This is a genomic window from Paenibacillus oenotherae, from assembly GCF_019443105.1.
Taxonomy (GTDB): Bacteria; Bacillota; Bacilli; order Paenibacillales; family Paenibacillaceae; genus Paenibacillus_Z; species Paenibacillus_Z oenotherae.
In genome coordinates this window covers 327745-348005 of record NZ_JAHZIJ010000003.1, presented here as the reverse complement: position 1 = coordinate 348005, position 20261 = coordinate 327745, and the positions used below count along the sequence as shown (strand labels likewise).

Sequence of the window (20261 nt, the reverse complement as noted above, 5' to 3'; positions counted from 1 at the left end):
TTCACACAGTTGATTTGGTGCGAAGTGTCGGGAGCAGCTTGCTCATGTTGACTGTTCGACGCGCTTCCCACGTTTCTGGCTTCGCATCATCATATTGCTCCAGATAGGCAATGACTTCTTTCGTAAGCGGTGTAGGGGTCGAGGCGCCGGAGGTAACAGCTACGCGCTGCTTGCCCCTCAGCCATTCCTGCTGAATCTCGGAAACATCAGCGACACGATACGCCTTGACTCCGGCAATTTCCTCCGACACCTGGGCTAGCCTGTTGGAATTATTGCTTCTAGGATCGCCAACAACGATACAAAGCTCAGCTGCTCCGGCTTGCTCCGCCACAGCTTCTTGCCGAACCTGTGTCGCCAGACAGATCTCGTTATGAATCTCGGCGGTCGGGAATTTACTTAACAGCCGACTGATCAAATGCTTAATGTCCCACTGGGACATTGTCGTTTGATTCGTAATAATAATGCGATCCGTTTGCAGCTGCAGCAGATCAATCTCTTCCTCTTTCTCGATCATATGAACATGATCCGGGGCAATTCCGATAGCACCCTCCGGCTCAGGATGGCCCTTCTTGCCGATGTACAGAATTTCGTACCCCTCTGCTACCTTCTCCCGTATCAGATCATGCGTCTTCGTCACATCCGGACAGGTTGCATCAACTACTGTAAGGCCTCTGTCGCGGGCGCGGCGGCGAACCTCAGGCGATACGCCATGAGCTGTGAATATGACCGTACCGGTCTGTATCTGCTCAAGAATCTCCAGACGATTCTCGCCGTCAAGCGTAATAACGCCTTCTTCCTTGAAGGCCTCCGTCACATGACTGTTATGGACAATCATGCCCAATATATATATAGGACGCGGCAAATCAAGATTTTTCGCCGTTTGCAAAGCGAGCACCATCGCATCTACAACGCCGTAACAATAGCCTCGCGGAGAAATCTTTACTATTTCCAAATCGAGCACCTGCTTTCTCAAGCCTGACATATTCGCAGAAGCGTCTTGCCTCCCGGTTGAATCTATTATACTCCATTCGACTTGTGCTGGAAAGCAACGGGCAGCCACACGATGAAGGTTGTTCCGTTCCCCTCCTTCGTCGTCACCTCTACAGAACCATCATGCTCGTCAATAATCCACTTTGCAATCGATAACCCAAGCCCTGTGCCGCTCGTCTGCCCGCGAGACAGATCCGCTCTGTAGAATCTCTCGAATATATGCGGAATCTCGTCGCTATTCATTCCGATTCCGGTATCCTTGATCACGACACCCGCGCCATCGGAGGTACGGAGCGCACTAATCTCCACATAGCCGCTCTCCGTATATTTGAACGCATTCTCCACAAAGATAAAGAATAATTGCCTGAGATAATCGCCATGCGCATGAACCTCCACGCCTTCGAGCGGCTCCAGGTTGCCGATCCGCCACTCTGCTTTGCGCGGGAGCAATTGCGCCCTGCGGGCAACATCCTCGACTAGCGGCAGCAGCGGCTGCTGCGTCTTCTCCATCTCATAACCGGCGTCTGCACGGGCAAGCGCAAGCAGGTCATTAACGAGACCGCTCATCCGCTTCGCTTCATCAGCAATATCCTGCATCGCTTCCTTCGTCAGCAGTGTCCGCTGAGCCGCCTCTTGCGATTGCTCCGTGATCTGGCCGCCGCTTCCCAGCCGGTTCTGCTCATTCTCTTCGGCTATCTCCAATGACGGCAGCCACATTCTCTCCAGCAGCTCAATATTGCCCCGAATCGTAGTGAGCGGTGTGCGGAGCTCGTGGGAGGCATCCGATACGAATCTTCGCTGCGCCTTGTATAACTCGTCCAATCCATTATACGTAAGCTCAAGACGCCCCAGCATCCCGTTGAGCGTATCCGTAAGCCGGCCCATCTCGTCATTAGGCCCGATCCGGGGAATGCGGACGCTGAGATCCGAGCCGTTCTGAATCTGGTTCGTCGCCCGGATGACCCCCTCGATTGGGCGAAGCGCCTGCCGAGCAAGGAACAGCCCGATCGTGAAGGCAATGAGAACAACAGCAATCGATGCAAAAATCAATGTCGTTCGCAGCTCATCCAGAAACTTGACCTGACTTCCGGCATAAGCAGCAACCTGCAGCATACCTACTGTTTCATGCGTATTCGGATTCGCTATTGGGATCATGTAGACGACAAAAGGATATTTGCTGACGGTAATATGCTCGTAACCCGCCTCTCTGCTTGCCCGTTCTTTAAGCTGCGGATAAGGCAGCACCAGCTTCAGAGCAAGCAGATTGTCCGTTCGTCTGATGACACCCTCCTTGTAATTGACCAGTTGGATAAACATCTCCTGATCCTGGATCGAATACGGATTGATCTTCAGATCAAGGCGATCCCAGAAATCAAGCGTTGGCGTAATTTGAATTTGCATCGCCTGTTCTTTGACACGCGCCTTGATCTCGCTGAACGTGTTGTAATTGACGAACAAATAGATAGCCACACCGAATGCGACCAGCGTAACAGCAAGAACAGCCGAGTACCACAAAGTCAGCCTAAGCCGAATCGACATAGCAATCAGCTCCCTTCCGATCTCAGGACGTATCCTGTTCCCCGAACGGTCTGAATCAGCCTTTTCCCTGCGCCATCCTCCGTCTTCTGTCTCAGCATAGCAATATAAACTTCCAGCACATTGGATTCACCGCTATAATCATAGCCCCATATTTTGTCCATAATAGCATCTCTGGTCAGCACTCTCCGGGGATTCTGCATGAACAGGAGCAGCAGATCAAATTCCTTGGCGGTCAAATCGACCCTCCGTCCTGCACGGATCGCTTCCCGCGAATCCAGATCCAGCGTCAAATCCTCGAACTGCAGCCTGCTGCTCGTCTCCTCCAGCTTGTCTGACTTGCGCCTAAGCAGGGCGCGGACGCGGGCCAGCAGCTCTTCAAGCGCGAAGGGCTTGACCAAATAATCGTCAGCACCCAGATCAAGACCCTTGACCCGATCCTGGATATCATCCTTGGCCGTCAGCATCAGAATCGGAACCACGCTTCCTCCCTCACGCACCCGCCTGCATACTTCCCAGCCGTCAACCTGCGGCATCATCACATCCAATATTAGCAGGTCAGGATCGCTCATCAGCATCAGCTTAAGCCCTTCCAGGCCGTTGTTCGCAATGGCTACTTCATAGCCTTCAAATGCCAAGCTGCGCCTAAGCAGCGAAGTAATTTTCTCATCGTCGTCTACGACTATAATATGTTGTCTCATCGTCCCCGGCTTCCCCCGTCTATTCTATAAAATATGAAATCATCATATAGAGATGTTTTTATTATAGCTCAAAATAGATAAAACAGGCGCAATGCAGTTCAACAACTGCCTGCGCCTGTTACTACTCCTGCATTACTCAAAATCGTTCCGGTTGCCGATTTCGACGGGCAGATCCATCGCCTTTCCATTGCGATAGATGTTCAATACGACCTTGTCGCCGACCTTCTTCGTCTGAATCTGTGCCGTCAGCTTCGCGCTATCGGCATACTTGGTGCCGTCTATGCCGACAATGACATCGAATTGACGGAGATCAGCCAGATACGCCGGCGATTTGAGAACAACCCCTTGCACAATTGCTCCGCCCTTGGCTGGCAATCCGAGCTGCTTCACCATCTCGTCCGTTACGTCCTGCAGCTGCGCCCCGATGAATGGAGCCGGCTCTTTCGGAATTTCTTTGTTCGCTTTCAGGTTGTCGAGGTTTTTCAGAATCGTACTTGTTGGAATAGCAAAGCCGATGCCCTGTGCCTGGGAGCTTACAGCCGTGTTTATTCCAATGACTTCGCCTTTCAAGTTAAGCAGCGGACCGCCGGAATTGCCGGGATTGATGGATGCATCGGTCTGCAGCAAATGCTCGTACTTGCGCTCGCCCTGCTCATCCGGAATGCTGATTGGACGCTCCTTGGAACTGAGTACTCCGACAGTTACCGTATGATCAAACCCATATGGATTGCCAATCGCTACAACCCAGTCGCCGATATCAATCTGGTCGGAGCTTCCAAGTGACAAGGTAGGGAAATTATCTCCTTCCACCTTCAGGACTGCAAGATCGAGATTATAATTCGCACCAAGCTTCTTCGCCTTCAGCGGCTTGTCATAGCCTTGCACCGTTACTTGAATGTCCGTCGCATCGCCAAGCACGTGCTGATTCGTCAAGATATAACCGCTTGAGTCGAAGAAGAAGCCGGTTCCCATGCCGCTCGGCACGAGCTCGTTGCTTCCAGAGCTGCCGCTGCTCCGATCATCTGGAAGATCATCGCCGAAGAACTGGCGGAAGAAAGGATCATCCAGCAAGCCTCTGTTATTGTTAACGCTTCGCTGCTGCACCAACGTCTCGATTTTGACTACTGCCGGGCTAGCTTGCTCGAATATTTGAGCAATATTGTTAGGACGCACGACATCTGCCGCAGTCGAGACTTTACCATCGTCGCCAACCTTGGCTCCCGTGTTGGTTCCCTGATTCATGACTGATTGAACGAGCGACTGCTCACCCGTGAACCAATTCTGATAATCGGCAGCGAACATGAGCGATCCGACCGTCAGCACACCAACCAGAAACGAGGCAAAGACTGTCTTGAAGGAGGTTCTCCGCCGCGGCTCCTTCACCTGCCATCCGCCCTTCGCTGATTGTGTCGGCGCGAAAGGACGAATCTGCGCTGGCGGCGTCACCACAACAGATTCATTGGCCGGAGCTCCTGAAGCTCCATCAATTACCCTGCTCGATTCCCCCTGTTGTTGCGTCGGCTTAAACGGACCATAGGAATAATAGTATGATGTCTTCGACCCTTCCCCTTCCTGATCCTCCTCCATCTTGTGCCCGTTCTGAGCATCCCGTTTCTCTGCACCGTCTTCATTCTCTTGCCCATTCTTGTTATTGTGAAAGAAATCGTCATAAGGATTATTATTGTTCCGGTCATCCATGCTGCTTCCTCCCTCATCCACATTTCATTATTATTTATAGTTCTATCTTGCACAATCTACATTAAAACAAACTTAAATTCTCTTTAAACAGAAATAAAAAAACCGGACATCTATTTGATGCTCATAGACGCTCCGGAGAGATCAGCATGATTCATCCATGCTGCGGGAATAATGATTCGACCTGGTGAAGCACTTCCTTCGCTTTGTTGACCCACCTGGGCTCAACCTCCCCATCCGGGTCAAGCGGAGGCTGGAACTGATTCATTAGACCGCCTACTGTGCTTGGATCAGCTGTCGGATCTAACCCATCATTGTAGACATGCTTGAGCACGAACGGCTGCCCGAACCGGATCTTGGCATCGTTGTCCGTCGTCTCACTGTCCACATTGCCGTTAATGACATCAAACGGCAGTCGCAGCCATACCTTATGTGCTTCATCCAGGCTCCGGTCGAAGGAGCCATGATCATAATCCCAGCTTCCGCCCAGCGCAAACTGATGCTCTTCCAGCATATTTTTGACCTCGACATACTCTTGCTCTCGTGACTCCAGATTGGATGACAGTGGGATCATAACTTCGCATTCTCCTTGTTCGCGGATTAGATTATGCCTTTAGAATGCGCCAATAACGTCCCAATTATCCCGTCTTCACCCAGCCCTTGCGATGAGCGAATACAGCAAGCTGTGTGCGATCCTCAAGCTCGCACTTCATAAGCAGATTACTGACATGGGTTTTCACCGTCTTAATGCTTATATGAAGCTCTTCGGCAATTTCCTTGTTGGATTGGCCTTCCGCAATCAGAAGCAGCACTTCCCGCTCCCGTTCCGTCAAGCCTTCATCAGCTCCTTGAGCCGTTCGTTGACGCAGCCCCCGTGTCAACGCCTGCGACACATCTGCCGTCATAACCGGCATGCCTTTGACCGCACCGTTCAGCGCATAGATAAGCTCTTCAGCGGATACGGTCTTCAATACATAGCTGACCGCTCCCGCTTCCACAGCAGCTACAACCTTCTCATCCTCCAGAAAGCTGGTCAGCATGACGATCTTAAGCTCGGGAAACAGCTTCATAATCGCACTTGTCGCTTCTACGCCATCCATCTCGGGCATCATCAAATCCATCAGTATGACATCCGGCTGTCCCGCCGGCAGCCCCTCTTGCAGCAAGGCGACAGCTTCACGCCCGTTGCTTGCTTCTGCTATAACATCGAATTTAGGCTCCAGCATTAAATAAGTTCGTAGTCCCGCACGCACCATATCATGATCATCAACAATCATAATTTTATATTTATCCATTCCGCTCATCGTCAGCTTCGGCTCCTTTATTGATATAATTCGGCAGCGTCACCCGCACCCGCGTGCCACTTCCAGGCTTGCTAATAATAGAAGCATCCCCGCCAAGCTTGTTGGCCCTCTCCCGCATCGTGGACAGGCCGTATGAACCACGTTTTACTTGATCAGCCCTGAATCCGGCTCCATCATCCTGCAATGTCATTACAATTTGCCGCTCTGTCTCCGCGACGGTAAGCAATGCGGTCTCTGCTCCTGCATGCTTGACCACGTTCGCCATCGCCTCTTGTATAATGAGGAAAAGCTGATGCTCCTTCGCCTCCGACAGCTTCTCCTTAATACGCCATTCAAGCACGCCCTGCAAGCCGTTCTGCCTGCAATAGTCCGGAAACCACTTGTCCAGCGCTTCCTGCAGAGACCTTCCTTCAAGCTCAAGCGGCCGCAGTTGGGCGATAAATCCGCGCATCTGCTTCTGAGCGAGCGAAGACATCGATATAAGCTGATTCATGACAGCCGTTGAACGCTCCTGATCCATTTCCAGCAGCTTGGGCAGCGAAGAGGCCGACATATGGATGGCGAACAGCTGCTGGCTTACCGTATCATGCAGATCGCGTGCGAGCCGCTTCCGTTCCTCCAATACCGCCGCTTCGTTGGATGCCGCTTCGCGCATGACCTGCTCTTCGCCTGTCCGCTGAATCCACTGCATCCGCTGATCCAGCGATTGCACCATTTCATTGAATTCAAGAAAGACCGCTGTGAATGAACGCGCGCCATTCTGCGGCAGTCTTACCTCGTAGTTGCCATGCGCCGCTTGCTTGATCCCCAGATACAGCATATCGATACGCCGTTGAATCCGCTGTGCGCTCCAATATCCGAAGCCGCCGCTTACAAGCACAATAACGGCAGCAACGCCGATCCACAGATCGGTTTCCCAGATCTGCGGATCAACGTATATGCTGCCTACATGCCAGATAACAACGGATAGGAGCGAGGATGCGACAACCATCAGAATCATGTCCCACTTGCTGTTACGAAGCAATCTGACCATCATTTGCCGGATCACCCTACCTTCGTAACGCGCACGTCGCCGATAAATGTACTGACATGCAGCTTGATTCTTTTTTCCGTCTCCGGGAAGTAAGGCGTTTCGATATTCATATGCTTGAAGATGCCGCCTTCCTTCTGTTCCAGCACGGAGACATCCCCGATGAATGCACTGGATACTACCCGTACACCCGTTTCCATATCATTAGGAAGAAACACCTTCACATCTCCGATAAAGGAGGAGATATTAATCGTCGTCTCACCCGGCGGAATTTGAGCCTTGGTCAAATCAAGCACCGTATCTCCAATAAAGTGCGAGATATTCAGCGGTTTAAGCTCCCAATAATCACTGCCCATATAGATATCGCCGATAAAACCGGAGCGCGTCTGAGCGTTGGGATTATAGTTCCACCATTCCTCGCGGCTCTTATGGCCGCAGCGATGCGCCTTATGCTCTATGCGTGCCCGAATCTTCTCTGCCCGCTGCGCAAGACGCTCCGCTTTGGAGTACTCCTTATAATCATAGGAGCCGTAAGATTGCCCGCTCTTGCCCAGATTAATGCCCGCCGAACGGGAATTGGACTGGGCGGAACGATCATCACGCTGAGGATCAGGATTCTGCGGTTGATCAGCCGATTCTGCCTCCTGAGGCTTGGTCGGATCCGGGTGAAGCGGTGGAGCTGGCGGTACATATTCATCCGACCGAGGATCCGAATAATTGTATTCCTTCCATTCATCAGCCGGCGAAGATTGCTCCTTCTTCTTGGGCTTCATAATCATCTTCAATCCGAAGAATATGATGATAACCGGCCATATGAATTGCATCAAATCGCCGATCGACCAGTCGAACCAACCCAAATTCCGGCCAAGGAATACAAATCCGACAAGCAATAAAATGCCTGCTCCCCAGAAGGAGCCTTTGCCGCTCACAATCTCCTTCAATAATTCCTGAAATCCGAGAAACAGAAGCAGCACTGGCCAAAATAACGAAATGACAGAGCCAAGATCAAAATCGAATACGCCGCCTTGCCGAAGCATCAACCCAACGCCGATTACGATTATGAATAGTCCCCACATTAACCGGCTCACAAAATGTCCATTCATACGCTCTCACCAACTCCCAATCAGTCTTGCAACGTTTGTATCCACAGTATAACTGAAGGCTTGCCCAGCATAAAGGGTCTGACGATTGAAACGGCTCTACGTCTAGAGACCGAGGCCCATTCTGGATTGCACAATTAGTATGTTATAGGAGTTGACTTCACTCGTTGACATATTTAACATCCCGCTTATATAATGATGGACGGACTAGGAATATAGAAGAAACCTTACATGAACGATTAAGATAGGGGATGAAAAGATGGATTTGGCCACACTTTCCCAGGGCCTTGACACAATCTGGGTCGTTCTTACAGCGGCCATGATTCTGCTCATGGAAGGCGGATTTGCCTTATTGGAAGCAGGTTTTGTCAGACAAAAAAATGCGGTCAGCATCATCATGAAAGTATTCGTTGATATCGCATTCGGCGCTTTAGTATTCTACTTCATCGGTTTTGGACTCATGTACGGCAAGGATGCCTTCGGAATTATTGGCACCAATGGATTTTTGATGACTGGCGATCTTTCACACATTAGCCTCAATATCTCGCATGACACCTATTGGCTGTTCCAATGCGCATTTGTTATCGCAGTAATCTCTATTGTCTCGGGAGCAGTAGCCGAGCGTATTCATTTCCGCGCTTATATTCTATATGCGATAGCGATGACTGCATTGATCTATCCGATGGCCGGGCATTGGGTATGGGCTGTCGGCGGCTGGCTCGGCAAGCTTGGCATGATTGATTTTGCCGGTTCGGCGGTTATCCATGCACTTGGCGGTTTCTCCGCATTGGCGGCCGCTATCTTCATCGGGCCCCGCATCGGCAAGTTCTCAGCGGACGGCAAAAGCAATATCGTACCTCCTTCCAACCTGCCTCTCGCATCTGTAGGAGCGTTCATACTGTGGTTCGGCTGGTTCGGCTTCAACTCCGGCAGCACATTAAGCGCAACGAACGGATCCATCGGACATATTGCCGTAACAACAATGCTTGCTGCTTCGGCAGGCGGCGCGACCTGCATTCTGTTCACGATGTTCCGCTACAAAAAAGCAGATCCTCCTATGGTTATTAATGGCTCGCTCGCCGGATTGGTCGGAATTACAGCAGGCTGCTCCTTCGTCTCCGATGGTGTAGCGATCATTATCGGCGCTGTATGCGGCATCGCAATGGTTCTGGCCACAGAATTTCTCGAGAGCAAACGAATCGACGACCCCGTCGGCGCCTTCGCCGTTCACGGCGTCAGCGGCAGCCTGGGGGCAATCGCGGTTGGCTTGTTCGCAGAGCCGCAGCTGACCCAAGGAATCGGCCAAGGATATTACGGCTTGTTCTATGGCGGCGGTTGGAACCTGCTTGGCGTTCAAGTATTGGGACTTGTTGTAATCAGCATTTGGGGATTCGCTTTAACTTGGGGAGCACTATGGCTCATCAAGCGGGTTATGCCGGTTCGCGTCTCCAAGGATGAAGAGCTCGTCGGACTCGATGTCGGTATTCATGGCGTGCCTGCTTATAACCAGGAGCATGACTTCCTCGATCTTGAGAAGCTGAAGATCAATCAGAAGTAACACAAATAGAACCTTCAAGACCACAATAAATGCGGTTTTGAAGGTTCTTTCATTTATGCATATAAGATTGAATTAGATCATTGCATCTGCGATATCGCTTGAAACTGCAATGGTGTCCGATGAGGTCGGGGCATTCAAGATGCTTCTTGCATGCTCTACTTCCTGCCGCAGCATACGCGCTTTCTCCATCGGCTTCTTCACATAGTGGATATATTCAACGGCCAAATGATGATCTGGCTTCTTGCCGGAAATTAGACGGCGGAGCGTCGACATCGATTGATAAGCCCTCTCTTCCATTAGCCGGCGCTTCTCATATCGTTCCACCATCGCTTCAATCTCAATAATCTCTTGCTCTTTCTTCGCGATATATGCTTTCAGAAACGGGATAACCTCTGCAGCCTTACGATGCTTCAAACGTGATGGCGCGACATAATCAATCGGATCTGTCATGACAACCCACCTATCCTTACGTGTCATAAATTGTTACACCAATTATATTACACGAACCAGCAGCATTTGAAAACATCTTTTTTCTAGTCGAACGCGGTATTATTTGACTCTTATGTCAGCTCCGATAACGCCAATGAGCTCTCCGCCTGCTGAAATGATCGGAACAGCTAAGGTTAAGCAAGGTTTTTTCGTTATTGCTGATATGTATACCTCGGATGTGAAGGAACGGCCTTCCATCGCCCGCTTCCACCATTCGCGGCCCTTGGCATTCAGAAGACCGGCTTCCGGAAGCGAGAAGATAAAGGATCCATCGTCACGATTGGACCAGATCGCTTCAATCTCCGGCGCACTCTCCAGCAAACGGGACAGCTTCGATTGGTGGGCGGATTCCAATAAGGATATGATCATATCGTCGGATGCGATTGCAAGCAGCCTCTCCATCGTACTGCCGGCATTGATCTCGATATCCTGAACCTCATGCTTCACGCCGACTCTCTGTATCGCTTGGGACAGCTCGCTGGAAGACTTGTGCAGATTCGCACTGATCCGATCCAGCTTGCCGATCTGACGCCGCTGCTTATGCGTTAACTCTAACGTCTCATCAACGCTCTCCAGCGTTTCATTGACCGTATCGACAACTTCCTTCAGCATCGAAGTAGTAGCTGCCATGTGCAGGGACTGTCTCTTGCTCGCCGAGCTGCTCTCGCCGACCAGCTTATCTACTTCCTGAATACGTGTAAAAATCGAATCCATCCGTTCCTTCGTCTGTCCCATCTCTGCAATGCCTCGATCTACAGCAGCTTTCTCCAGATCGACTGAGGCAACGACCTGTCTAACGCCTTTCTCAATCTCTTGCACAAGCCCGCTGGAGCGTTGGACTGCTTCATAGCTCTGCTCTGCGAGCTTCTTGATCTGCTGCGCAACGACAGAAAACCCGCGGCCATACTCGCCTGCATGAGCTGCTTCAATCGAAGCATTCAGGGCAAGAAGCGATGTCTGCGAGACAATCTCCTGGATGAAATCATTGATTTCATTAATCCGCGACGTTTGCTGGATCAGCTCGCGAATATGCTTGTCCATGGATCGATTATGGGTGTTAAGATCGTTCATGACTTGATCCGTATTCGTAAGGGAACGACACACTTCCAGAACAACTTCCTTCGTGCTCTTGCTCTCTTCATCCAACTGGTCGGCCGTGGCGCTTATTTGCTCCGCAGAAGCCGAGACCTCCTGCAAATTCGAGAACGCTTCCTCAATCCGTTCCATCGCGCGCTTGCTGCTGACGCGGAGCTCTCCTTCGGTAATCGCCGATTGGTCAGCAATTTCAGTGAGCTGGCTTGTCGATTGATTAACTTCCTCAACTGCTGCTGTCAATTGGTCAGATATAACCAGTGATTCATTGATCAGCATTCGCAGCACATCATCATTTTCCGGCTCGTTGAGATCGTTGGAACGTCCCTCGGGTGAGACTCTAGCCAATAGTCGTTGTAGTGGATTCATCCGAATCTTACCACCTTTATGTCGGCATCATGCCGGAATAAACCACATTATAATCCAGCATTAAACAAAAAGAAAGAGGAACCTCAGGGTTCCTCTTGTTCGTAAACATGCCTCAGTTGTCACAGCTGCTGCCGTGAGAACTACTTCTCTGCTTTGTTAGAAGCGGCATTATTCGCTGCATTGTTTGCAGCATTAGCTGTATTCACTTCTTCTGCAAATTCAGCATTGTATTGATTTTGGGATGCATTCAATTTGTTGTTTTTGTTTTTTGCCATTGTGCTCACCTCCCATACAACAATAGTATGGCAAAGGCGAGCAGACTTTATGTAGCCGTCATTCAATTCATTCCAGGCTGCGGTCCAGCCATCCATCTCTTCAACTGCAGCTTGCTCCGATGGATGCGGGCTTTGACGGTTCCCACAGGCATCTGCATTGCATCGGCAATTTCTTGATCCTTGAATCCGTAATAGAACTTGTACAGCATCATTGTCCGTGATCTCGGGTCAAGCTTCGCAAGCATCTCGGAAATTTCCATCATCAATTCCGGCTCTTCGTCATGCTGATGCATCGACTTGTCCTCATCGGATTCGTTCCAGCTCTGTGATTGTGCGCGCCTGCTCTGCTTGTTCAAATTCAGTGCAATATTGGCCGTAATTGTCTTGGCCCAGGAATGAAGCTTGCTCTGCTCACGAAGCGTGCCGTACTTCGTCAGTATCCGTATCCAAGCCTCTTGCACCGCATCCTGCGCATCCCATTTGTTGATGACTTTCGAGTGTGCTACATGAATCATCTGCATATATAATTCCCTAAGCTTAGCCTCATACGCCTCTGGTGTCGAATCTATGTTGTCAAAAATTGAATATTTCACGACCATTATAATTCGCCTCACAATTAAATGATAGCGCTTACAACACATCCCTGCCTTATTATATATAATCGCCCAAAAAAAGAAGAATGTCCAGTAAAATTTATAACTGTCGAACATTCTTAAAACGTCTTTTATTAGGATTCGAACAGCCCGTCAGGTATCGTTCTGTTCGCCATTATCGCATCATTCAACGTGTTAAGCCACGCCTCCGTCAGCTTGCCGCCGCCCAGCCTTATAACCTGCACTTCAACGGTCCGCTTGCCCCATTGCTTGAACACCTGCTTCTTTGTTTCAAAGTAGAGATCAATCTTTTTTCCCTTGATTGCAGAGCCCGTGTCAGCCACTACCCCATACCCGTAACCCGGAATATAGAGCAGCGTTCCAATAGGAAATACTTTCGGGTCTGCTGCGATGGTGGACACTCTGCCGCGTCTCACCTTTACCCCCGAATAAGTGATGCCATACTGCGGATGTCCCGGCTTCTTGCCGGTTGATTCTATGCCTGCGGTATAGCCTGTGGCTACAACCTGCATATGCTTCGTTTCCGGTCTCTTTTCGTGGCCAGCACAATTCTCGGGAGCCTCTATGAAGACCATAGTTGCGGCGATTGCAATTATTATCAGGACACGATTAAACGACATAAAGCTTGTCATCATTTGGTTGTTGTCCTCCTCATTTGAAGGATGCCCCTATGCGACAAGCTTTATGTATGCATCTAGAAAAAAAGTTCAATTACACGCTTTTCGAGCTGATTTCCTCATTCAGCAATGCAATCAGGTCTGCAATGGACTTCGCGCCAATATCGCCCTCGCCCCGTTTGCGGACAGATACTGTGCCGGACTGCGCTTCATTCTCACCGACGACAAGCATGTAAGGAGCTTTTTCCAGCTGCGCTTCACGAATTTTGTAGCCCAGCTTTTCATTGCGAAGATCGGATTCGACACGAAGGCCTGCAAGCTGCAGCCGTTCTTCCACCTCACGCGCATAAGCCTCGTAAGCGGTTGATACCGGAATAATCTTCGCTTGTACAGGCGACAGCCAGAGCGGCAGCGCACCGGCAAAGTTCTCCAGCAGGAATGCGGTCATCCGTTCCATCGTGCTGATTATCCCCCGGTGAATAACGACCGGACGGTGCTTCTTGCCATCATCCCCGACATATTCCAGCTCGAAGCGCTCAGGAAGAAGGAAGTCGAGCTGAGCGGTGGACAGCGTCTCTTCTTTGCCAAGCGCAGTCTTGATCTGGACATCCAGCTTAGGACCGTAGAAGGCCGCCTCGCCCTCTGCCTCGAAGAATGGCAGATCCAGCTCCTCTACAACCTCGCGCAGCATCCGCTGCGACATTTCCCACATCTCATCGTTCTGGAAATATTTCTCCGTATCCTGAGGGTCGCGATAAGAAAGGCGGAAGCGGTATTCCTTGATGCCAAAATCCTCATACACTTGACGAATCAAATTGACAACACGGGCAAACTCATCCTTGATCTGGTCAGGACGGCAGAAGATATGCGCATCGTTAAGCGTCATGGCCCGAACACGGTGCAGGCCGGTAAGTGCGCCCGACATCTCATAGCGGTGCATCGTTCCAAGCTCTGCAATACGCACCGGCAGATCGCGATAAGAGCGCATATCGCTCTTGAACACCATCATATGATGCGGACAGTTCATCGGGCGAAGCACGAGCTCCTCGTTATCCATGATCATCTTGGGGAACATATCTTCACTGTAGTGCTCCCAGTGTCCGCTTGTCTTGTATAGTTCTACATTCGCAAGCACAGGTGTGTAGACATGCTGGTAGCCGAGACGTTCTTCGAGATCAACGATATAACGTTCCATTGTCCGGCGCACCTTGGAGCCGTTCGGCAGCCAGAGCGGCAAGCCTTGGCCGACTTCACGGGAAAAAGTAAACATTTTCAGTTCACGGCCCAGCTTCCGGTGGTCACGCTTCTTCGCTTCTTCCAGGAAATGCAGATGCTCGTCCAGTTGAGCCTTCTTGGGAAAAGCAGTGCCATAAATCCGCTGAAGCATCTTGTTCTTGGAATCTCCGCGCCAGTAAGCGCCTGCCACGCTCAGCAGCTTGAAGGCTTTGATCCGGCCAGTGGATGGAAGATGCGGCCCGCGGCACAGATCAAAAAATTCGCCTTGATCATAGATCGTAAGCTCCGCTTCAACCGGAAGATCGCGAATAAGCTCCAGCTTCAGCGGATCACCAAGCTCAGTGAAGGTAGATATCGCTTCATCTCTGCTTACAACACGACGGCGAATAGCGATATCCTCCTTGACGATTCGCTCCATTTCCTTCTCAATCTTCAACAAGTCTTCAGGGGTAATCGATTGCTCCATATCAATATCGTAATAGAAGCCATCCTCAATAACCGGCCCGATACCCAGCTTCACCGCTGTATTGCCATACAAGCGTTTAATAGCTTGGGCCATAAGGTGCGCGGTACTGTGACGATATACTTCAAGACCATCAGCGGTATCCACAGTAACGATTTCGAGCGCGACATCACTCTCGAGCGGGGTATACAAATCGACCACTTTGCCATCCACTTTACCTGCGATAGCAACCTTTCTCAGACCCGGACTAATCGACCCGGCTACTTCCTCGATCGTCGTTCCCTGCTCATATTCCCGAACGGCGCCGTCCGGCAGCTTAACTTGAATTGCCATGTCATTTCCTCCAAAAATGTTATTTGCCTCAGGAATAAGGGATACGAGACAACAAAAAAAGCACACATCCCTAGAAGGGACGAGTGCTTGTATGACCCGTGGTTCCACCCTGATTCGACCGATATCCACCATACTGATGAAAGGGGATCGATCCTTAGGTATTCTGTAACGGGAACAGCCCGGCGCAGCTTACAACCGGCATGCTGCATTCCGGCTTCAACAGCGCAGCTACAAAGGGGTATATCGGCCAACGCCTGCGTAAGGAAATTGCAGCCTGAGTTTCCTCTCTCTGGGACGAGCGTATAGGGCTGATACATGTCTTTGTCATTGCTTTTTACTGTACATAATTATAATCCGATGCCGCAAAGCGGTCAAGTCCATATTCACCTATGCCTGTTCTCTTCATCCATTAAATTCGCCTGATGATGGTCGTCTTCGATGAGAGCAGCTTCACTGGCTCTTGCGCATCTTCAAAGTAAGCGCCGAAATGCCCGCAATCCGTGCAAAGCTTGACGCGATGCTCGAATATCGTCTCTAATGTCCGCATAATCGGCTGATCAGGATAGCGGGTATGGATGACGATTTGCTCCGGGGACACCGTGATGAGCGTACTGACGATCATGTCCTCCATATTCATCTCCGACTCCATCATCTCGGCAACGATGACGTCAACCGGCGCTGCATCGAGCAGTTGGTACCGCTCATCATATAGCGCAAATTCATTGTCTCCTTTATGCAGAACATGAACAATAGGCAGCTTGACCTCCTGAATGCGGACGAAATATTTCAACAGCGAGATAAATTCCTGGTATTGCCGATCCATCACATATTCGTCAACCGCATACGCCACAATCTCCCGAAGCTCCTCCCAATAAGCTGACAGACGGAAGGTGACGAAGCCGTCCAGATGGAGGCGGGTGCTGGTGCTCAAGTACAATTCAAGCTCCTCTGCCACTTTGCTCTTGCGCCGTTCCCGATCCGTATGATGAATATCCGTATACACAATATCCTTCTCCGATGGCGAGGCAGTACCATGAAGGACATGCTGACAGTATCGCTCCACCGTCTCCACTTCGTTTGGCTCGTCGTAATGAAACTGCTTGCGGATGATCGCTTTCAGCAGCAGCGGCTCAAGCTCGATGATAACATATTGCGCAATCGCACTGGCAGCCTTGGCGTACACGGGCGGGCCATGCTCCACAAGCATGAAATCCGGCAGTGCTGCCGTGCAGCTGATTTCATTGCTCTGGAAAGCAGGGACTAGTGCGACAATATCAGCGGCAGGGGCATTAGGAGTATCTCCAAGTACGCTATGTAAATCGGCAAATTCCTCTGATAAATATCCGTGAAGACGGGTAATCGCTTCGGCCGTATCCGATGCGACTGATATGGTAAACAGTTCCATGGGCTCACTCCTACGCGTTTTTATTAACCGGCAATGAACTCCGTAAGCATATGCACTTCCTTATCAGTATATGGCCCGACATAATCATATATACGATGCATGCAATGGGATCTTGGATAGGGATTGGAATGAAAGTCTTTTCGTGGTATATTGGAACTTGATAAAGCTGGCAGTTGGAGTGAACCCTTTATGGATTATGAAACACTGGATTACAATCGTCACCGATGGAATCGCATGCTGTTGAACGCCTTTTGGTTTATCCTTCTCATTTCAATTTTATTGGAAAGCCTGTATTTGACGATATCTGCAGTTCCCACAGATGAGTTTATTATCCGATACATCATTCGACCTACACTACTGCAACTCGGGATTCTACTTCTCACTGAGACCGGCCTTCGATTCCTGAAGCCTAGATATCAAGACTATGTCATCATCTTTGCTTCTTCCCTGCTGGCGAGTATAATCGCCTATGTCCACATCACCATCAACTTCCTGCTGATCGCGCTGTTTTTACCGGTAGTTGTTTCGATTTTCTATTTCCACACGAGAAAACTTGTTTTCGCACTAAGCAATACCCTGCTTACTGTATACTTCTTGTATTTCTTCAATGATGAGCTGAATTCGACCGTTACATTGGTTGGATTAACGACAATCACGGTCATGTTCTTAAGCTTCTCTCTTATCGCCTGGGGAGTAATGCTTCGCGGCCGAGAGCTTATGGCACATCTCAAAACCTACTTCGAATCCAATCAGCAGCTGCTGGTGAAGACAATCTGGATGGACAAGCTGGCCAAAATGGATGCGCTTACCGAGCTTTACAATCATATGACCTTCCATGAATACTTCGAGAAGCTGATTGAACAGAATGAGAGCAATGGCCTGCCCTTGCAGCTTGCTATTCTGGACATCGATAATTTCAAGCTCGTTAATGATACTTACGGCCACCGGGCTGGAGATGCTGTGCTTCAACGGGTGTCGGAGCTTATCCGCAACAAAACATGCGCGAATGATTTTGTCGCCCGTTACGGCGGCGAAGAATTCGCCATTCTCTTCACGGACAAATCAGAAGCCGATTCACTTGTTGTGGTGGAGGAGTTGCGTCAGGAAATCGCCTCTGCTCCCCATGACTCCCTTCACGGCAAGCCCGTTACTGTCAGCATTGGCTATGCCGCATATGAATCCGGCGAAGGCAAGGAGATTTTCTTCCATCGCGTCGATGAAGCGCTCTATGCTGCCAAGAGCTCCGGCAAGAACAAGACCATCATCGCTGCCGGACGGCCGATTGAAATTCAGCTTGCGTGAACGAAGATGATCCTGATTGTTCATATGAAAAGGAGCTGTCCGAAAGTCTGCGATCATGAGACTGTTGACGTACTTCCCGCCAGAGGACGATCCGTAATTCAACGCCGGGACATGCAAGATGCGAGCTAGGCTAGGCAAAACATGCGAAATGGCATTTATTTTCTTATATCTGACCCCATGAAGGAGAAATGCCTGCCAGCGTGCAGGTATTTCTCCTTCGTTTCCTCTTTACGGCTGATTTCCCCTCAAATTCATGCACATTCGCAGGAATGTTGCCATTTTGGCGTCTTGTAACCGAAATTCATGCACATTCGCAGGCTTCTTACTCCTTCACTCTGCCTTCAAACTACATTTGGCTCTAGACAGCTTTCATTTTCATTAAGTGAGCAGCTTCAACAAATTTTGCGGATTTATGTTTGCTTGGGCCAGCATAGCTTGTCCGGCCTCCGCTAAAATTTGGGCAGTTGTTAATCCCATCATTTCTTTTGCTGCATCTGTATCTCTAATTCTGGATTCAGAAGCAGACAAATTTGTTGCATAATTTCGCACATTATTGTCAGTATGCTCCAAGCGATTCTGATAGGCTCCCATCCGAGAACGTTCAATAGAAACACTATTAATCGCATTTCTTAATGATTCTATTGCATTCCTTGCACCTGAAATAGTTGAAATATTTAGACTTGAAATTCCGATTGTGGAAGCTCTGACATCTGGCAGATCCAAATCTACATGATCACGAGCAGCCGCACCTGTCTGAATTCTAATTGCCTGCATATCTGCAGGAGGGGTTATCTCATCTGCCAGGATTGATCCTTTTAATATTTTTCCATCTGCTCCAAATGCTAAATAATTATCTCCACCGATATTAATTGTACTGGATACAGATCTGATATCTGAAATATTCAAAGCGTTCCAGTGCAAACCGTCATCCGAATAAATCATACCGGAATTATTCGTTGTGTGATTCCTTATAGATGCAACAAATCGGGCACCGTCCCAATTTACATCTGTAAGATGTTTATCTGTTCCAGATTCATGCTCATCCCATGTCACCAAATCAGAAGAAGAGTAAACTCTGCCTCCTTCTGCTACTGCAACAAACAGATCACTTCCATTCCATGCAATATCAGCAGCAGTCAAATTAGAGAGCGTATTCCAACTAACACCGTCGCTTGATATTTTTAATTCCGAGGCCTGCAGCCAGACGAACCCTGCAGGTGTTGTAATAATGTCGCCGCTCGCTTGGTTTAAATTCGGATTCCAGTAAGTCCAGTTCTCACCATCCGTTGAATAAGCTCTCCCTGCATTGCCTGATGCCATGTAGAGGGAACCATGCTTGGCAATATTAAAAAAATAGTGGCTTCCTCCTGTTATCCCCACATTCCAATTCTCGCCATCATCAGAATAGAGCACTGACTGGGAGCCACCAACTGCATAGAATCTGCTTCCATCCCAAAAAACTTTTTCCACTGACCCCAGATTAGGTTTATTAGCGAGACTCCAATTCTCGCCATCTGTTGATGTCAATATTTCACCTGAAGAAGTTGCAGCAACGTATTTACTTCCGTTGTATATAGCGTGCTTAAAGTTTCCTGATGCAGGATTAGGCACTTCATCCCATTGTACTAATTTTTCAGTAGTACTTCCGCCGCCACTATCATTGGAGCTCCCCTCCAATAAGTTTATTCCATTAAAATTCGTAGTTTCTACAATATTGTTTATCTCTGTTTGCAGTTGGGCAAATTCACGGTGCATGCTTGCTCTATCGCTTTCACTATATATACCATTGGCTGCTTGTACCGCCAGTACATTCATCCGCTGAAGCATGGCGTGCACTTCCTGCATAGCACCCTCTGCAGTCTGGATTAACGATATTCCATCCTGAATATTTCGTGAAGCTTGATTCAGTCCTCCGACCTGGTTTCTCATCTTCTCCGATATTGCAAGCCCAGCGGCATCATCCGCCGCTCTGTTGATTCTGAAACCGGAGGATAGTTTTTCCAGTGACTTGGCTCTCTTGTCATGATTTATCCTCAGGTTGTTGTTTGTATTAACAGACAACATATTAGTATTAATATACATTCGCATTACCTCTTTAGTCCTATAATCTGCTTGTATTGTTATCGACTTTTTCCAGAAAATTCTTTATAGG

At 49.5% G+C, this 20261-nt stretch carries 18 protein-coding genes; 2 read left to right on the top strand and 16 right to left on the bottom strand.

What is annotated here, in order from left to right; translation table 11 throughout:
• Position 1: 1 nt before the first annotated feature.
• The 8 genes from K0T92_RS07710 to liaF all read right to left on the bottom strand — a co-directional run bounded on the left by K0T92_RS07710 (position 2) and on the right by liaF (position 8359).
• Positions 2-952 (bottom strand): 4-hydroxy-3-methylbut-2-enyl diphosphate reductase, encoded by a 951-nt coding sequence (locus K0T92_RS07710; protein ID WP_219871847.1) that lies wholly within the window; start codon positions 950-952, stop codon positions 2-4.
• A gap of 65 nt (positions 953-1017) precedes the next feature.
• On the bottom strand, positions 1018-2529 hold the full coding sequence (locus K0T92_RS07705; RefSeq protein WP_219871846.1) for a sensor histidine kinase: 1512 nt from the start codon (positions 2527-2529) through the stop codon (positions 1018-1020).
• Positions 2530-2534: 5 nt separating this feature from the next.
• A complete protein-coding gene (locus tag K0T92_RS07700; RefSeq protein WP_219871845.1) occupies positions 2535-3227 on the bottom strand; it encodes a response regulator transcription factor in 693 nt (230 codons plus the stop codon).
• Between the two features lie 132 nt (positions 3228-3359).
• On the bottom strand, positions 3360-4925 hold the full coding sequence (locus K0T92_RS07695; protein WP_219871844.1) for a S1C family serine protease: 1566 nt from the start codon (positions 4923-4925) through the stop codon (positions 3360-3362).
• 151 nt (positions 4926-5076) lie between these two features.
• On the bottom strand, positions 5077-5496 hold the full coding sequence (locus tag K0T92_RS07690) for a YugN family protein (protein WP_219871843.1): 420 nt from the start codon (positions 5494-5496) through the stop codon (positions 5077-5079).
• Between the two features lie 64 nt (positions 5497-5560).
• Positions 5561-6226: a response regulator transcription factor gene (locus tag K0T92_RS07685; protein ID WP_219871842.1), complete on the bottom strand. Its 666-nt coding sequence runs from the start codon at positions 6224-6226 to the stop codon at positions 5561-5563.
• Positions 6210-7262, bottom strand: a complete 1053-nt coding sequence (locus tag K0T92_RS07680; RefSeq protein WP_219871841.1) for a sensor histidine kinase — start codon at positions 7260-7262, stop codon at positions 6210-6212. The genes K0T92_RS07685 and K0T92_RS07680 overlap by 17 nt, the downstream gene beginning before the upstream one ends.
• Positions 7263-7270: 8 nt before the next feature.
• Complete coding sequence (gene liaF, locus K0T92_RS07675; protein ID WP_246627955.1) at positions 7271-8359, bottom strand: cell wall-active antibiotics response protein LiaF; 1089 nt, start codon at positions 8357-8359, stop codon at positions 7271-7273.
• 256 nt (positions 8360-8615) lie between these two features.
• Here liaF and K0T92_RS07670 point away from each other — a divergent pair, with 256 nt between their 5' ends.
• Positions 8616-9914 carry an ammonium transporter gene (locus K0T92_RS07670; RefSeq protein WP_219871840.1) on the top strand — a complete coding sequence of 433 codons (1299 nt, stop codon included), beginning with the start codon at positions 8616-8618 and terminating at the stop codon, positions 9912-9914.
• 72 nt (positions 9915-9986) lie between these two features.
• Here K0T92_RS07670 and K0T92_RS07665 read toward each other — a convergent pair whose 3' ends face one another.
• From K0T92_RS07665 to K0T92_RS07640, 7 genes are all read right to left on the bottom strand, one after another.
• Positions 9987-10391: a hypothetical protein gene (locus K0T92_RS07665; RefSeq protein WP_246627954.1), complete on the bottom strand. Its 405-nt coding sequence runs from the start codon at positions 10389-10391 to the stop codon at positions 9987-9989.
• Between the two features lie 72 nt (positions 10392-10463).
• A complete protein-coding gene (locus K0T92_RS07660) occupies positions 10464-11864 on the bottom strand; it encodes a methyl-accepting chemotaxis protein (RefSeq protein ID WP_246627953.1) in 1401 nt (466 codons plus the stop codon).
• Positions 11865-12004: 140 nt separating this feature from the next.
• Entirely contained in the window at positions 12005-12139 is a 135-nt protein-coding gene (locus K0T92_RS25280) for a hypothetical protein (protein WP_281423120.1), read from the bottom strand.
• 62 nt (positions 12140-12201) lie between these two features.
• The gene (locus tag K0T92_RS07655; protein WP_246627952.1) at positions 12202-12654 is read right to left on the bottom strand and encodes an RNA polymerase sigma factor; all 453 of its coding nucleotides are present in this window, start codon (positions 12652-12654) and stop codon (positions 12202-12204) included.
• Positions 12655-12866: 212 nt separating this feature from the next.
• Positions 12867-13388: a 3D domain-containing protein gene (locus K0T92_RS07650; RefSeq protein WP_219871838.1), complete on the bottom strand. Its 522-nt coding sequence runs from the start codon at positions 13386-13388 to the stop codon at positions 12867-12869.
• 76 nt (positions 13389-13464) lie between these two features.
• Entirely contained in the window at positions 13465-15402 is a 1938-nt protein-coding gene (thrS, locus tag K0T92_RS07645) for a threonine--tRNA ligase (RefSeq protein WP_219871837.1), read from the bottom strand.
• Positions 15403-15811: 409 nt separating this feature from the next.
• The gene (locus tag K0T92_RS07640) at positions 15812-16807 is read right to left on the bottom strand and encodes a putative sporulation protein YtxC (RefSeq protein ID WP_219871836.1); all 996 of its coding nucleotides are present in this window, start codon (positions 16805-16807) and stop codon (positions 15812-15814) included.
• Between the two features lie 189 nt (positions 16808-16996).
• Here K0T92_RS07640 and K0T92_RS07635 point away from each other — a divergent pair, with 189 nt between their 5' ends.
• On the top strand, positions 16997-18109 hold the full coding sequence (locus tag K0T92_RS07635) for a GGDEF domain-containing protein (RefSeq protein ID WP_219871835.1): 1113 nt from the start codon (positions 16997-16999) through the stop codon (positions 18107-18109).
• A 378-nt stretch (positions 18110-18487) separates the two neighbouring features.
• Here K0T92_RS07635 and K0T92_RS24925 read toward each other — a convergent pair whose 3' ends face one another.
• Entirely contained in the window at positions 18488-20191 is a 1704-nt protein-coding gene (locus tag K0T92_RS24925) for a flagellin N-terminal helical domain-containing protein (protein ID WP_246627951.1), read from the bottom strand.
• Positions 20192-20261 lie beyond the last annotated feature (70 nt).

Bases quoted from the DNA above. Each gene is read 5' to 3' on its own strand.
- K0T92_RS07705 (WP_219871846.1), bottom strand. From the start codon at position 2,529: ATGTCGATTCGGCTTAGGCTGACTTTGTGGTACTCGGCTGTTCTTGCT.
- K0T92_RS07700 (WP_219871845.1), bottom strand. From the start codon at position 3,227: ATGAGACAACATATTATAGTCGTAGACGACGATGAGAAAATTACTTCG.
- K0T92_RS07695 (WP_219871844.1), bottom strand. From the start codon at position 4,925: ATGGATGACCGGAACAATAATAATCCTTATGACGATTTCTTTCACAAT.
- K0T92_RS07690 (WP_219871843.1), bottom strand. From the start codon at position 5,496: ATGATCCCACTGTCATCCAATCTGGAGTCACGAGAGCAAGAGTATGTC.
- K0T92_RS07685 (WP_219871842.1), bottom strand. From the start codon at position 6,226: ATGAGCGGAATGGATAAATATAAAATTATGATTGTTGATGATCATGAT.
- K0T92_RS07680 (WP_219871841.1), bottom strand. From the start codon at position 7,262: ATGATGGTCAGATTGCTTCGTAACAGCAAGTGGGACATGATTCTGATG.
- liaF (WP_246627955.1), bottom strand. From the start codon at position 8,359: ATGAATGGACATTTTGTGAGCCGGTTAATGTGGGGACTATTCATAATC.
- K0T92_RS07670 (WP_219871840.1), top strand. From the start codon at position 8,616: ATGGATTTGGCCACACTTTCCCAGGGCCTTGACACAATCTGGGTCGTT.
- K0T92_RS07665 (WP_246627954.1), bottom strand. From the start codon at position 10,391: ATGACACGTAAGGATAGGTGGGTTGTCATGACAGATCCGATTGATTAT.
- K0T92_RS07660 (WP_246627953.1), bottom strand. From the start codon at position 11,864: ATGAATCCACTACAACGACTATTGGCTAGAGTCTCACCCGAGGGACGT.
- K0T92_RS25280 (WP_281423120.1), bottom strand. From the start codon at position 12,139: ATGGCAAAAAACAAAAACAACAAATTGAATGCATCCCAAAATCAATAC.
- K0T92_RS07655 (WP_246627952.1), bottom strand. From the start codon at position 12,654: ATGATTCATGTAGCACACTCGAAAGTCATCAACAAATGGGATGCGCAG.
- K0T92_RS07650 (WP_219871838.1), bottom strand. From the start codon at position 13,388: ATGATGACAAGCTTTATGTCGTTTAATCGTGTCCTGATAATAATTGCA.
- thrS (WP_219871837.1), bottom strand. From the start codon at position 15,402: ATGGCAATTCAAGTTAAGCTGCCGGACGGCGCCGTTCGGGAATATGAG.
- K0T92_RS07640 (WP_219871836.1), bottom strand. From the start codon at position 16,807: ATGGAACTGTTTACCATATCAGTCGCATCGGATACGGCCGAAGCGATT.
- K0T92_RS07635 (WP_219871835.1), top strand. From the start codon at position 16,997: ATGGATTATGAAACACTGGATTACAATCGTCACCGATGGAATCGCATG.
- K0T92_RS24925 (WP_246627951.1), bottom strand. From the start codon at position 20,191: ATGTATATTAATACTAATATGTTGTCTGTTAATACAAACAACAACCTG.